Below are 13,910 nucleotides of genomic sequence, written 5' to 3'. Positions count from 1 at the left end.
GCGCAGGCGCGGCAGAAAGGCATGCTGCCGCCACGATCAGCGCGCGCAGAACAGAGAGGAATGTCGTTCGAAGCAATCGGAATGGCATGGCCCGCGAATCTTATGCCTGCAGCGTGGGCAACACAATAGGATCAGAATCGCGCGGCGAATCTTCGCCATGCCTCTTGGCCATGCCCCTCCGGAGCAGGACTCGTTCAATGGGGTCGGTTGGCGTTGCCGCGGCGCCAGGCCAGCCGATCCTGAGGCCCCTGAACATCCCGCCCGTCTGGCTGATCGATCGGGCTGCCATGAACGGCATCACGGCATGACCGCCACCTTGACATCGGCGTGGCCATGTTCCATGCTGATTTCGTTAATGTGAAGGTCGCGTATGCGACTCAAGAATCTCCCCTCCCCCTTCGCGGTGGCGAAGGCGGGGTTTCGCGGAGCACTGCTCCGCGCTGCCGTAGCCGGCCCGCGATGCAGCGTGGGCTGTGGGAAGGGTTGGGGGAGAGGGAAACGGTCATGACTTTCATGATCGGGTGTGCCCGGAAAAGTCATGGCCGTCAGTGCCGGCGGCCTTGCTTCGGCGTGCTGCGGTGCACTGGCAATGTCGTATCAATGTCGCATGTCTGTTGTTGGCCACGGTGCCAGCCGGGGCCGACGAACCATGCCGGGCTGGCCATTCCGCGCTGGCCTGCAACCCTCGGGAGGTGACTTGTCATGGCAAGAAGCGCTTTATGCATCGGCATCAACGATTATCCGGGCACCCGCAACGACCTGTCGGGCTGCGTCAATGACGCCAAGGACTGGGCGACCGAACTCGGTGGCCGCGGCTTCACCGTTACCACGCTGATCGACGCCCAGGCAACACGGGCGGCGATCAGCGCCGGCATCGGCGGCCTGATCACCGGCGCCCAGCCCAATGATTCGGTGGTCATCACCTATTCCGGCCACGGCACCTGGGTACCGGACAGCAACGGCGACGAACCCGACGGTCGTGACGAGGGCCTCTGCCCCTGGGACATCAGCACGGTCGGGCCGTTACTCGATGACGAAATCAGGGTCCTGTTCGCCCAGCGCGCCGCCGGCGTGCGCGTACTGCTGATCTCGGACAGTTGCCATTCGGGTTCGGTCACGCGCGGCGACGAGTCGGACATCGATCCGGGCATGCCACGGGCACGCTATATGCCCTTGCAGGACTGGATGCCGGGCAACGAACTGCCGGCTTCGGCAAACCGGCCGCGCGCCCTGGTCGGTGGTCTGCGGCGCAGCGGTGGCGACCTGCTCCTGGCTGGCTGCCAGGACACCGAATACAGTTGGGATACCAGCTTCCGTGGCCGGCCCAACGGCGCCTTCACCTACTACGCGCTGAAATGCCTGCGCGAGCAGAAGCCGGCGACCTATGAGGCCTGGTTCGCTGCGATTCGCGGCTACCTGCCGAGCACCCGTCTGCCGCAGTCGCCGCAGATCCTCGGCTCGGCCACGGCCCGCCGTTTCCGCGTCTTCGAGTGAATGGCCGTCACCGGGGCTCGCCGCCCGTCGCGGCGGGCGCCGGAAATTCTGTTCGCCCCGCCCCTCTGCGAGGAGTCTCCCATGTCCAGTGACAAGACCTATCTGATCCGCGGCACGGTCAGCGACATCAGCAAGTCGAGCCTCCCCGGCATCGCCATCACCAGCGCTCGCCGTGTCGTTCCCGGCAGCGGGCGCGATGCAGCGCTCGGCGAGCTGACGGTGCGAGGCGACGAAGCGGTCCGGCTCGAACTGGCGAACGGTTTCGTGCTCTGGTCGCGAGCCGACGACCTGATCCGCGAACGTGGCCGCCAGACGGTCGGACGCGACGGCGGTGCCGCCTGGGAGATCGACACCCGGCCGCGCGCGCGTGCTGCCGATCGCGCCGGCAGTCGCGGCTGGCTGGGACTCGGCGTCCGGGCACTGGAGTTCTTCGGAGTAGACCTGACCGGGACCTCGGCGGCCAAACTGGGTTCGGTGATCGAGGAGCGGCTGCTCGGCGGCAATGCACCGGGCATTTACCGCTGCGACCTCACCAATCACGGCCGGCTGACCGCACTCGCTGACGACGCCGACATTCCTGGCGCCACGGGGCCGCTCCTGGTCTTCCTGCACGGCACGGCGTCGAGTTTCAAGGGCAGCTACGGCAAGCTATGGGAGCCCGGCAGCAAGGCCCGCACGGCAACACTCGCGCAGTTCGCGGCCACCTACGGCGAACGCGTTTATACGCTCGAGCACCGCAGCCTGACGGTCAGCCCGATCGGCAATGCGCTCGATCTGGCGAAACGGCTGCCGCCGAACGCAGAACTGCATCTGGTTTCGCATTCGCGCGGCGGTCTGGTCGGCGAACTGCTGTGCCTCGGCGAACGCGAGCGGCGCGACGATCCACTCACGCCAGGTTTTGCCGAGACCCTGTTCAAGGCCGATCGCACCGTCGCCGCACAACTCGGGCTGAGCCCGCTCGACGAAACGGCGATGGCGGCGCGCGACCAAGCCTACGCAGCCGACCGCGCTGCGCTGGTCGAGCTGCTCGGAATTCTCGACACCAAAGCCATCCGCGTGCGCCGCTTCGTCCGTGTCGCCTGTCCGGCGCGCGGCACGACGCTCGCTTCCGGCCGACTCGACCGCTGGCTATCGGTGCTCAAGTATTTCGTGCCGGACGGTGCCGGTGAAGACCTGCTCGATTTCCTGCTGGCGGTACTCAAGGAGAGGACCGACCCGCGCACGCTGCCGGGCCTCGAGGCGATGCTGCCTGGATCGGCGCTGACTCGTCTGCTGCAGCATCCGCAATTGGTCACCAATGCCGACCTGACGGTGATTGCCGGCGATCTCGAACAGGGCGATTCGCTGTGGAGCCAGATCAAGCTCTTTGCCAGCGACTGGTTCTATGGTGCCGACCACGACCTGGTGGTCAACACCGGCTCGATGTACGGTGGCATCCGCCGACCGGAGAAAGGCGCGCGCTTCCTGCTCGACCGCGGCGCGCAGGTCAATCATTTCAGCTATTTTCTCAACGAGCGCAGCGTCCGCTGGTTGCAGTCCGGCCTCGGCCGGGCCGACGGCAGCGACGGCGGCTTCCAGCCGCTGCTCGAGGCCCGGTCGGTCGAGCCGCGCTGGCGTGAGGCAGTCGGCCGCAGTCGGGCGGTGACGACGCCGCGACCGCTGGCGGTCGTGCTGCCGGGAACCATGGGCAGCGCGCTGAAGGCGTCGGGGGAAAAAGTCTGGCTCGATTACTGGGCGCTGTTCAAGGGGGGCCTCGGTCGCCTGCGCATGGGCCGGCCGGAGATCGAGGCAGTCGACCTGCTCGGTGATTTCTACGGGCCGCTGCTCGAATTTCTGGCGCGCAGCCACCGCGTCGAGATTCTCCCCTACGACTGGCGCTTGTCGGTGCGCGACGCAGCCCGCGAGCTGGTCGACAAACTCGAACTCTGGCTGCCGGAATGCGAGCGGCAACAGCAGCCGGTGCATCTCGTCGCGCATTCGATGGGCGGACTGGTGGTGCGCGCGATGATCGCCGACGGCGGTCGTGGCGCGGCGCTGTGGCGGCGCATCGTCGCCCTGCCGAACAGCCGCCTGATGATGCTCGGCACGCCCAACCTCGGTTCGCACGAGGCGGTGCGCTGGCTGACCGGTACCAACCCGACCGAAGCCAAGCTGAGCCTGCTCGACATCGCCCACAGCAGCGACGAGATCGTCGACATCGTCCGCAATTTCCCCGGCCTGCTCGAACTGCTGCCCTTCGACGACCCGCAGTTGCCCTTTGCCGAACAAAAACGGTGGACAGCGATCAAGCAGCAGATCGACGCCCGCTGGCCGGTCGCCGATGCCGGTTCGCTGGCACGGGCGCGATCGACCTGGGAATTGCTCAGGCAGGCACCGCTCGACCCGAACTGCATGGTCTACATCGCCGGCTGCCAGGAGGCGACAGTCATCGATTACCGCATCGCCGAGTACCCGGAGACCTGGCTGGCGAAGCGCCGGCGACTCGAATTCATCGCCACCACCGAAGGTGACGGCACGGTGACATGGCAGTCCGGCCTGCTCCGTGAAGTGCCGACCTGGTACGTCGAGGATACCGCGCACGACGAACTGTGTGCGAAGACCCGAGCCTTTCCCGGCTACCTCGACCTGCTGATGACCGGCAAGACCACCCGGCTACCGGCAACGCCGCCCGGACGGCGGCGCGACGAGGTGGCGCCGGCACCCTTCGTGCTGCCGGCGAGGCCGCAGTTTGACGGCATTCCCTCCGACGTGCGCGGCTTCGGCTTCGGGCCAGCGCGGCCGCCCGAGGAGGCGCCGGCAGCCGGCGTGCCGGTGCTGCGCGTTTGCATCGTCCATGGCGACCTGGCCTATGTCCGGCACCCGGTAGTCGTCGGGCATTACCAGGGCGACACCATCGTCAACGCCGAGCAGGCGCTCGACGAGCGTCTCGACAAGGCGCTGACGCAACGCCTCGACCTTGGACTTTACCCAGGGCCACTCGGTAGCCACGCGCTGTTCTTCAATGCCGACAAGGACGCCAGACCCGGCGGTGCCATCGTCGTCGGTCTCGGCCAGATCGGTGAGTTGTCGCCAGGGCTGCTGATCAGGGCGCTGCGCGATGCCATGCTCGACTTTGCCATCCGCGTGGCGCGCTGGCCAGACGACGACCGCTATGGTCCCTCGAACCGGCCACGTTCGGCGGCACTCAGTTGTCTGCTGGTTGGCACCGGGGCCGGCGGCGGCATCTCCGCGCGCGAGTCGCTGGCGGCGCTGCTGCACGCGGCGACGGCGGCCAATACCCGACTGATGCAGGCGCGGATGGAAGACCGAGTCGTCATCGACCGCCTCGAGATCGTCGAGCTGATGCACGACGTCGCCATCGGCGCGGCACGCGCGCTCGAGGATCTGCTGAACGACGGGCAACTGGCGATCGACGTCGAATGGCCGGAACGGATCCTCGTCGCGGGTGACGGCGGCCACCGTCGCGTCGTCTTCGAGGAAACCGTCGGCTGGTGGCAACGCCTCGACATCGGCCGGGACAAGTCCAGCGGCATGCTGCGCTTCGTCGCCACCACCAACCGTGCGCGTGCCGAGGAAACGCTGGCGACCGGCCAGATGGCGCTCGCCGAAGGCTTCGTTCGTCAGGCCAGCCAGTCGCCGGCCGCCAATGCCGAGGTGGCCAAGACGCTGTTCGAAATGCTCTTGCCGAACCGGCTCAAGGAATTGGCACCGCGCCAGGATGACCTGGTCCTGCTGGTCGACCGCGAGTCGGCCTGCTTTCCCTGGGAGCTGCTCGAGGACCGCTGGAGTCACAGCCAGCGGCCGCCAGCGGTCGAGGCGGGTCTTGTCCGGCAACTGAAGACGGCGCGCTTTCGCCCGCATCCAGGCCACGCCAGCGCCCACACCGCTTTCGTCGTCGGCAATCCCGATGTCGGCAAGGCGGCGTTCTGCGAACTGCCGGGAGCCCGGCGCGAGGCGCAGAAGGTGGTCGAGGTGCTGGGTCGCCATGGCTACCGCAGCGTCGAGTGCATCGACGAGAAGTCCGACGCGATCCTGTCCGGCCTGCACAAGGATGCCTGGCGGATTCTGCATCTGGCCGGCCACGGCGTGCACGAGCATCGGGTCGAGACCCGTGACGGACCCTCGCAGCCTTTCTCGGGGATGGTCATCGGCGACGACGTCTTCCTGACGCCCGGCGACGTCGAGCAGATGCGCTGGGTGCCGGAACTGGTCTTCATCAACTGCTGCCACCTCGGCAAGACGGCCAGCGTGGCCTCCGACGGACGCAGTCCGCAACTGGCTGCGAACCTGGCGGTACAGTTCATCGAGATGGGCGTCAGGGCGGTGGTCGCCGCTGGCTGGGCGGTCGATGACGCGGCCGCCGAAGCCTTCTGCGAGAGCTTCTATACGCACCTGCTGCAGGGCCTGCCCTTCGGCGAGTCGGTTCGCCTCGCCCGTGAGGCGATCTGGGTCCGTTTCCCCGATGTCAATACCTGGGGAGCGTATCAGTGTTATGGCGACCCGGCCTTCAGGCTGCATGCCGATAGCCGCGCCAGCGACGGCCGCCGGCCGGGTGAATACCGCGATCCGAGCGAACTGGTCGCCACGCTCGACAACCTGTGCCAGTCGATCCGCATGGAGAAACGCCATCGGGGCGATGACGAGGCACCGTTGGCGGCACATCGCAGCAAGGTTGGCGATGCGCTCGAACGGATGCCGCAGGCGGTGCGCGAAGCCTGGCGCAAGCGCGCCGACGTGGCGGCGGCGATCGGCCTCGCCTGGGGCGAGACCGGCGACTATGCGCAGGCAGTCGAATGGCTTGACAAGGCCTTGCTCGCGAACGTCGGCGACTGCCCGCTGCGGGTCGTCGAGCAATGTGCGAACTTCAACGTGCGACTGGCCGGACAGCGCTGGCAGGAATTGCGCAACGCCACCGAGGCGCCCGACGAAGCCCTGCGGGACGAACTCGTCGACCGCATCGAAAGGGCCATCGGCGAACTTGCGCTGATCGCCGAACGGGCGCCGACAGTCGAGCGCCTCAGCCTGCTCGGCAGCGCCTGCAAACGACTGACGTGGATCATCGAGGCACCGTCGAGGCGCCTGGAAGCCGTGCAGAAAATGGCCCATTTCTACCTGCGAGCCTTTGAACTCAGCCAGCACGACGACCCCTACCCGTTCAGCAACTGGGCGCTTGCCGCACTGATCGGCGAGATGCTCGGGTACACCCCGGACATGGGCTGGCGCCGGTCACTCGAAGACGACTGCCAGCGGATGGTCGAACTCGCCCGCCAGCGCAATGCCGAGAAGCCGAATTTCTGGAGCGCCATCGGTGCGGCCGATTGCCTGTTGGTGCAACTGCTCGCCGGTGACGGGTCGGCCGGCGTACCTCAGCAACAGGCCGAAACCATCGTCGCCACCTATCGCCTCGCTTTGCAGCGCGGGGCGAGTCCGCGCGAAGCGGCGTCGGTGCGCGAGCACCTCGATTTCGTCATCGCCGTTGCCGACCAGGTGCCGGAAGCGATCCGCGATGCGCTGGCGACGATCCGCGATGCGCTTTGAGCACCGGGAACCCGATCATTGTCGAATGCTTCGACCTGCGCGCAGGACCGAATTCGGGCTGGGTGCAGATCTCGCCGAAGGCGCCGGGGCAGGGAAGCAACCGCAAGCAGTTGCTGACCGCCCTGCGCGATCCGCAGACCGGCGCAATGGTTTACTCCAGGGTTTGCGCGGGAGCGTCAACTGAGCCAGCGCGTCCGTGGCGCCAGGCCGGAAAGGCCCCCATCCGCGCGCTGATTGCATGCACGGCCGCTCAATTCGGCCCGGCCAGTCCCCAGAGTTCCTGCGCGCGCCGGCAGCGTTCGTCGCCGGGGATGACTTCGCGGCAGGGCGACGGCCGCTGCGGGTAGATGCGGCAGGCGACGGCGCCGCCGACCTCGCCGTCGAGCGCGACACAGCGCGGCGCCCGGGAATGGGTGCCGCGCATGCAGCGCAGATGCGGCGTCAGTTCCTCGGTCAGCGTGACCGGCACATGACCGCCCGGCGCGTCGTCGGCCTCGGCCCAGTAGAACGAGACGCGAAAAGTGGCGCAGCAGGCGCCGCAACTCTGGCAAGAGTCGCTCATGCTCGTCGTCGAGGGTTTCCCATACCTGCGAACCATAACGGATGATCCACTCCGGGTAAAGTGCGGCTACCCAATGGTGCGCTGGAGGTCCATGGCCTGCCTTGACTCCGGATCGGCGCTTCGAGGCTGCGCCAATACCGCGCTGGCTGTCCTCCATCCCTCCCGCGCCAGAAGGCGAGAAGCACCCGATGGCCCGCGGTTTTTCCGAACGGCTGGCTTTTTCGTTCCTCTCGACGATGTGCCGGAATTGATCCGCCCGATGGGCGAGAGCAAGGACAGGGATGCCACCGGACAGCGTGCCGATTTGCTGTACGTGACGGCAGCGCGGCGCGGTGGCTTGAAGTTTGCATTCGTGGAAGTGAAGTTCCGCCGCTACCTCAAGACCGCACGTGCGCTCGACCTGTTGGACATCATCGACAGTCTCAGTTCGACGCTTCCTGCCAGCCTTCGGAAACGCTGTTTGGACCGGATACCACGCTGCTGGAAAAAAACCGTCCAACGCGCCCGTCTGGTGCGGGTACTGCGCTTCTACGCACACAAGGGCAGCGACACACGCTGACCGACGAAGCCTTCGAGTGACGAGGACATCGACGAAAAACTGGGCGACTTGTGGGGCGATGCGCCGTGCAAGGTGAATTATGCCGGCTTGGGCTTCAACCCGCTGCAAGTAGTGGGCAATGCGCCGCTCGCCTTATATGGACAACGTTACCCTGCTACGCGACAACTTCGCTGCCATCCATCTTTCCGGACCTGGGTGACGTGCAACTGGGTTGGGTGCGCGAGGCGATCAAGCAGAGCTACGCCGACCGGGGCCGGGCCTTGGGTACACGTGTTGCGTTGGTGGATGGTTCGCTCGGGTGAGGATTCTGTTGTCCCACCTCCGCGTGTAATCGCCGTCTCGGTGTCAAACTTCGGGGAAAGTCGCGTATGCGACTCACGAACCTCCCATCCCCCTCGCGGGGGCGAAGGCGGGGTTTCGCGGAGCACTGCTCCGCGCCGCTGTAGCCGGCCCGCGATGCAGCGCGGGCCGTGGAAGGGGTTGGGGGAGAGGGAAACGGTCATGACTTTCATGATCGGGGGTGCCTGGAAAAGTCATGACCGTTAGCCGCCAGGACAACTTCACTCTGACACGCACCCCGTCAGCAGTTGCGCAAGTTACCGTGACCCCATAAACTGCATCATCAGACATGCGCGCCGGGGAAAGAAGGCGAGGGACGCAGCCATGACTTTCATGGTCAGGGTCCATGGAAAGGTCATGCCGTCCGGTCAACGCAAATCCCTTACAGCGCGTTAAATGGAGCCGTAGGACGCCAGGTGGACAGAGCCTGGTGGTTTGTAACCCCAATCTCACCAGGAGGAATGCCATGCACAAGTTGTTTACCCTGTTGGTCGCTTTGTTGATGATCGCGACAAATGCCTTTGCCGTGGTCAACGTGAATACTGCCAGCAAGGACGAACTACAGATGCTCACCGGCATTGGGCCGGCCAAGGCCCAGGCAATCATCGACTACCGGACCAAGAATGGGGACTTCAAGACAGTCGATGATCTCACCAAGGTGCCCGGCATTGGACCGGCAGTCCTCGGCAAGATGAAGAGCGACGTGACCCTGACCGGATCGACAACGGCCAAGCCAGCCACTGCAGCAACCCCGGCGGCCAAGGCCGAACCCGCCAAGGCTGTGCCCCCGGCAGGTGCTTCTGCCCCGACAAGTGCGCCCACGGCGGCTCCGAAAACTTCGGCAACTCCTGCCACTGGAGCGGCTGCCAAGCCTGTCACTACTCCCGCTGCCGCAGCAGGCGCGCCAGCGCCGGCAACCGTCAAACCGGCTGCGATTCCTGCAGCAACTGCTGCCGCCAAGACCGAGCCAGCGAAACCCGCAGAGAGCAAGGATGCGGCCAAACCGGTGGCCAAGAAAGACGCCACGAGCGATGCCAAGAGCACGGATGCGGCTGCAGCGAAGAAGTAACCCTCCACTGCCTTTCTTGGCAAGATGCAATGCAAACCCCGCCTTGGCGGGGTTTGTCATTACTGCCTTGCGCAGATCAGGGGCTGCCGTTCCGAGCGTGGTCTGTTGCGCTGCCTGCTACACTTCTGTCTGTATCCATAAGCCGAGCCCATGCGCCCCTTGCCATCGCTGCTTCCTTTTCTCTTTGTATTCCTGTGGAGCACCGGCTTCATCGGCGCCAAGTTCGGGCTGCCATACGCCGAGCCGCTGACTTTCCTGCTCGCCCGCTACCTCCTGGTGCTCGTGCTGATGACGCTGTTTGCCCTGGCGACGCGTGCGCCATGGCCTGCCGATGGGCGTCAGCTTGTCCACATCGGCATTTCCGGCCTGCTGGTGCACGCGCTGTACCTGGGCGGGGTGTTCACGGCCATCAAGCATGGTTTGCCGGCGGGGGTAACGGCGCTGGTGGTGGGCATGCAGCCGCTGCTGACCGCTTGTGGTGCCGGTTTTCTGCTCGGTGAACGCGTGTCGCCACGGCAATGGCTGGGACTGGTGCTTGGCTTTGCCGGGGTGGCGTTGGTGGTTGCCAACAAACTCGGCGACCTGCCACTGGCAGCGATGCTGCTACCGGCGTTCGCCGCGTTGCTCGGAATCACGCTCGGTACGCTCTACCAGAAGCGCTTCTGCCCGCATTTCGACCTGCGTACCGGTTCGGTCATTCAATTCCTGCCGACCGCGGTGCTGACGGCACTCGCCGCCTGGACCAGCGAGAGCATGCACATCGAGTGGACGCCGCAGTTTGCCTTTGCCCTGCTGTGGCTGGTGCTGGTGCTCTCGTTTGGTGCGATCAGCCTGCTCAATGTGTTGATTCGCAGCGGCAGTGCAGTCAATGTCGCCAGTCTTTTCTACCTGACTCCCCCCAGCACGGCGGTGATCGCCTGGCTGGTATTCGGCGAAACGCTCGGCGGACTGGCGCTGGCCGGCATGCTGCTGGCGGTCGGCGGGGTCTACCTGGCGCGGGCGCAAAACCGATGAGCGCCGCTGCAAGACCGGTGCTGCGAATTCTTGGCATTGACCCTGGTTTGCGCATCACCGGTTTCGGACTGATCGAGAAAACCGGCAACCATCTGGCCTACCTCGCGAGCGGTTGCATCCGTACAGACATCCGGGATTCGCTGCCTGGCCGTCTGGGAACGATCTACGCCGGCCTGCGGGAACTGCTGGTGCAGCACCGGCCGGATCAGGCTGCGGTCGAGATCGTTTTTGTCAACGTCAATCCACAATCGACGCTGCTGCTCGGCCAGGCGCGTGGCGCGGCGATCACGGCGCTGGTCGCCAGCGGCCTCGAGGTGGCCGAGTACACGGCCTTGCAGGTCAAGCAGGCGGTGGTCGGCAACGGCCACGCCGACAAGCTTCAGGTGCAGCACATGGTGCGCCGCCTGTTATCCTTGTCGGCAGACCCCCGCCCGGACGCGGCCGATGCGCTGGCTTGCGCCATTGCACACGCGCATGGTGGGCAAGGGCTTGGGCCACTGGCCAGCAGTGGTCTGCAGGTACGCAACGGCCGCCTGAGAGTGGCCAGGGAGAAGCAGCGATGATCAGCCGACTAACTGGAACCCTGCTGGAAAAGAATCCGCCGCAGGTGGTGGTCGACGTGCACGGTGTCGGTTATGAACTCGATGTGCCGATGAGCACTTTCTACAATCTGCCGGCGAATGGCGAGCAAATCAGTTTGCTGACCCACTTCGTGGTACGTGAGGACGGACATTTTCTCTACGGATTTGCCAGCGAAGGGGAACGCTTTGCCTTTCGCCAGTTGCTGAAAATTTCGGGCGTCGGCGCGCGCCTGGCGCTATCGGTACTGTCCGGACTGTCGGTGAACGATCTCGCACAAGTCGTGGCGCGGCAGGAGGTCGGCCGTCTGACCAAGGTGCCTGGTATCGGCACCAAGACCGCCGAACGCCTGTTGCTCGAGCTCAAGGGGAAACTCGCCGATGCGCTGCCGGCAAACGCCGTGCCTGCCGCTGCCGCGCACAATGACATTCTCAATGCGCTGCTGGCTCTGGGTTACAATGACCGTGAAGCAGGGGCGGCAATGAAACAGCTAGCGGCCGACGTCACGACCTCCGACGGCATTCGGCAGGCGCTCAAGCTGCTGTCAAGAGTCTGAACCGATCATGAATTCCGGTCACAAACAACTTATCCAGATCGCGCTCGTCGCTTTGCTGCTGGTCGGCTGCATTGCCGTGTTGTTGCCGTTCACCGGGACGCTGCTCTTTGCCATCGTCATCTGCGTCACCACCTTGCCGATCCGCAATCGCCTGCTCACCCTCTGCGGCGGGCGCAGCAACCTGGCAGCGCTGCTGGTGTCGATCCTGTTGTTGCTGTTGCTGGTCGCGCCCGTGGCGCTGCTGTCGGGATCGCTTGCCGACGGCGTCGAGATTGCGATTCGCTACCTCAAGCCATTGATGGAAAAAGGGTTGCCTGCCGACCCACCGGCCTGGCTGGCGAGACTGCCGGTCGTCGGTCGCAATGCCGCTGCCTATTGGCACGAACTGATCGAGAGTCGCGAGGAAATGAATGCCCTGCTGCATCAGTTCGTGGATCCGACGCGCAGGCTGGCCCTGGCTACCGCCGCGCTCCTGGCACAGGGACTGTTGCAACTGGTGCTGGTGATTTTCTTCGTTTTTTTCATCTTTCGTGATGCACATCTCTATGCGGATGCACTGCACACCGGTAGTCGCGCACTCGCCGGTGATCTCGGCGAGCGCATGCTGGCGCTGGCGGAAGGGACGGTCACCGGGGTCATGGTCGGCATCGTCGGGACGGCGGCCGCACAGGCGCTGGTGGCAATGATCGGCTTCATCATCGCGAGTGTGCCAGGGATCATCATCCTGACCGTGGCCACCTTCTTCTTTTCGATGGTGCCGGTGATCGGGGCCACGCTGATCTGGCTGGGTGCTGCCGTCTGGCTGTACAACGAGGGGCAGACCGGCTGGGCAGTGTTCATGGTCGGCTGGGGAATGTTCGGCATCAGCAGCGTCGATAACTTCATCAAACCGATCCTGATTTCGAGAACCGCCAGCCTGCCACTGTTGTTGATCGTCGTCGGAGTCTTTGGCGGCGTGTTGGTCTTCGGCTTCATCGGCCTGTTCCTTGGGCCGACCCTGCTGGCACTCGGGCAGGTGCTGGTTCGCGAGTGGCTGGCGCATGCCAATTCGGAATCGTCACTGTCGAAGGAGATCTCTCAGCGATGATCGAAACCGACGATCTTGGCAGCTCCGCCGTTGACCGGCTGATCTCGGCCGAGGCGAAATCCACCCAGGAAGAAGCGATCGAACGCGCCCTGCGGCCTCGCCGTCTCGGCGATTACGTCGGTCAGGCCAAGATTCGCGAGCAACTGACGATCTTCATCGAAGCGGCCAGGCGGCGCAACGACACGCTCGATCACGTTCTCCTGTTTGGGCCGCCAGGTCTTGGAAAAACCACGCTGGCGCACATCATCGCCACCGAGATGGGCGTCAACCTGCGCTCGACCTCGGGCCCGGTCCTGGAGCGCGCCGGTGATCTGGCCGCCATCCTGACCAATCTCGAACCCCGCGACGTCCTTTTCATCGACGAGATTCACCGCCTCTCGCCGGTCGTCGAAGAAATCCTGTATCCGGCACTGGAGGATTTCCAGATCGACATCATGATCGGCGAGGGTCCGGCAGCACGTTCGGTCAAGCTCGATCTGCCCCCGTTCACGCTGGTCGGTGCAACCACTCGCGCCGGCATGCTGACCAATCCTTTGCGCGATCGCTTCGGGATTGTCTCGCGACTCGAGTTTTACACGCCCGAGGAACTGACGCTGATTGTCACGCGCTCGTCGCAACTGCTCAAGGTGCCAGCCGACGCCGGTGGCGCCCTGGAAATCGCGCGCCGTTCGCGTGGCACGCCCCGCATTGCCAACCGGTTGTTGCGGCGCGTCCGCGATTTCGCCGAGGTCCGGGCAAACGGCCAGATCACGCAGGAAGTCGCCGACCGGGCGCTGTTGATGCTCGATGTCGATCATGGCGGGCTTGACGTCATGGATCGCAAGCTGCTGTCTGCGGTAATCGACAAGTTTGCCGGTGGCCCGGTCGGCGTCGACAATCTGGCGGCCGCAATCGGCGAAGCGCGGGATACCATCGAGGACGTTCTTGAACCGTATCTGATCCAGCAAGGTTTTCTGCAGCGCACGCCACGCGGTCGGGTGGCGACAGCGGCGGTCTACCGTCATCTGGGACTGGCGGCGATCCCCGGCGAAGCGCAGGGCGATCTCTGGCAGGCGCCCTGAGAGGCGCCGCCTGGTCACAAACCCTTACATTTACCACCAGAATGCTGCCGTA

At 65.1% G+C, this 13,910-nt stretch carries 10 protein-coding genes; 9 read left to right on the top strand and 1 reads right to left on the bottom strand.

The window, feature by feature from the left end; genetic code table 11:
- The first annotated feature begins 702 nt into the window (after positions 1 to 702).
- Together V5B39_RS00540 and V5B39_RS00535 are read left to right on the top strand one after the other, a co-directional pair.
- On the top strand, positions 703 to 1,494 hold the full coding sequence (locus tag V5B39_RS00540; protein WP_332340566.1) for a caspase family protein: 792 nt from the start codon (positions 703 to 705) through the stop codon (positions 1,492 to 1,494).
- 81 nt (positions 1,495 to 1,575) lie between these two features.
- Positions 1,576 to 7,032, top strand: a complete 5,457-nt coding sequence (locus tag V5B39_RS00535; protein ID WP_332340564.1) for a CHAT domain-containing protein — start codon at positions 1,576 to 1,578, stop codon at positions 7,030 to 7,032.
- Positions 7,033 to 7,282: 250 nt separating this feature from the next.
- Here the strand turns inward: V5B39_RS00535 and V5B39_RS00530 are convergent, their stop codons facing one another.
- The gene (locus V5B39_RS00530) at positions 7,283 to 7,594 is read right to left on the bottom strand and encodes a YkgJ family cysteine cluster protein (RefSeq protein WP_332340562.1); all 312 of its coding nucleotides are present in this window, start codon (positions 7,592 to 7,594) and stop codon (positions 7,283 to 7,285) included.
- On the opposite strand from V5B39_RS00530, the gene V5B39_RS00525 reads away from it, so the two are divergent.
- The 7 genes from V5B39_RS00525 to ruvB all read left to right on the top strand — a co-directional run bounded on the left by V5B39_RS00525 (position 7,593) and on the right by ruvB (position 13,858).
- Positions 7,593 to 8,153, top strand: coding sequence for a hypothetical protein (locus tag V5B39_RS00525; protein WP_332340560.1), 561 nt, complete (start codon positions 7,593 to 7,595; stop codon positions 8,151 to 8,153). The two genes, V5B39_RS00530 and V5B39_RS00525, sit on opposite strands and share 2 nt — an antisense overlap.
- Before the next feature lie 805 nt (positions 8,154 to 8,958).
- Positions 8,959 to 9,561 (top strand): ComEA family DNA-binding protein, encoded by a 603-nt coding sequence (locus V5B39_RS00520; RefSeq protein ID WP_332340558.1) that lies wholly within the window; start codon positions 8,959 to 8,961, stop codon positions 9,559 to 9,561.
- A 150-nt stretch (positions 9,562 to 9,711) separates the two neighbouring features.
- Positions 9,712 to 10,575, top strand: a complete 864-nt coding sequence (locus V5B39_RS00515) for a DMT family transporter (protein ID WP_169070710.1) — start codon at positions 9,712 to 9,714, stop codon at positions 10,573 to 10,575.
- Complete coding sequence (gene ruvC, locus V5B39_RS00510; RefSeq protein WP_332340555.1) at positions 10,572 to 11,138, top strand: crossover junction endodeoxyribonuclease RuvC; 567 nt, start codon at positions 10,572 to 10,574, stop codon at positions 11,136 to 11,138. Before V5B39_RS00515 ends, ruvC begins: the two co-directional genes overlap by 4 nt.
- The gene (gene ruvA / locus V5B39_RS00505; RefSeq protein WP_332340553.1) at positions 11,135 to 11,710 is read left to right on the top strand and encodes a Holliday junction branch migration protein RuvA; all 576 of its coding nucleotides are present in this window, start codon (positions 11,135 to 11,137) and stop codon (positions 11,708 to 11,710) included. The genes ruvC and ruvA overlap by 4 nt, the downstream gene beginning before the upstream one ends.
- 7 nt (positions 11,711 to 11,717) lie before the next feature.
- A complete protein-coding gene (locus tag V5B39_RS00500) occupies positions 11,718 to 12,797 on the top strand; it encodes an AI-2E family transporter (RefSeq protein ID WP_332340551.1) in 1,080 nt (359 codons plus the stop codon).
- A complete protein-coding gene (gene ruvB, locus V5B39_RS00495) occupies positions 12,794 to 13,858 on the top strand; it encodes a Holliday junction branch migration DNA helicase RuvB (protein WP_332340549.1) in 1,065 nt (354 codons plus the stop codon). Before V5B39_RS00500 ends, ruvB begins: the two co-directional genes overlap by 4 nt.
- Positions 13,859 to 13,910: the final 52 nt, after the last annotated feature.

The organism is Accumulibacter sp. (genome assembly GCF_036625275.1).
Classification (GTDB): Bacteria; Pseudomonadota; Gammaproteobacteria; order Burkholderiales; family Rhodocyclaceae; genus Accumulibacter.
Note: the sequence above shows the minus strand (reverse complement) of the source record. Positions and strands in the feature narration are given on the sequence as shown.

Bases quoted from the DNA above. Each gene is read 5' to 3' on its own strand.
- V5B39_RS00515 (WP_169070710.1), top strand. From the start codon at position 9,712: ATGCGCCCCTTGCCATCGCTGCTTCCTTTTCTCTTTGTATTCCTGTGG.
- V5B39_RS00500 (WP_332340551.1), top strand. From the start codon at position 11,718: ATGAATTCCGGTCACAAACAACTTATCCAGATCGCGCTCGTCGCTTTG.
- V5B39_RS00525 (WP_332340560.1), top strand. From the start codon at position 7,593: ATGCTCGTCGTCGAGGGTTTCCCATACCTGCGAACCATAACGGATGAT.
- ruvA (WP_332340553.1), top strand. From the start codon at position 11,135: ATGATCAGCCGACTAACTGGAACCCTGCTGGAAAAGAATCCGCCGCAG.
- V5B39_RS00540 (WP_332340566.1), top strand. From the start codon at position 703: ATGGCAAGAAGCGCTTTATGCATCGGCATCAACGATTATCCGGGCACC.
- V5B39_RS00520 (WP_332340558.1), top strand. From the start codon at position 8,959: ATGCACAAGTTGTTTACCCTGTTGGTCGCTTTGTTGATGATCGCGACA.
- V5B39_RS00535 (WP_332340564.1), top strand. From the start codon at position 1,576: ATGTCCAGTGACAAGACCTATCTGATCCGCGGCACGGTCAGCGACATC.
- ruvC (WP_332340555.1), top strand. From the start codon at position 10,572: ATGAGCGCCGCTGCAAGACCGGTGCTGCGAATTCTTGGCATTGACCCT.
- ruvB (WP_332340549.1), top strand. From the start codon at position 12,794: ATGATCGAAACCGACGATCTTGGCAGCTCCGCCGTTGACCGGCTGATC.
- V5B39_RS00530 (WP_332340562.1), bottom strand. From the start codon at position 7,594: ATGAGCGACTCTTGCCAGAGTTGCGGCGCCTGCTGCGCCACTTTTCGC.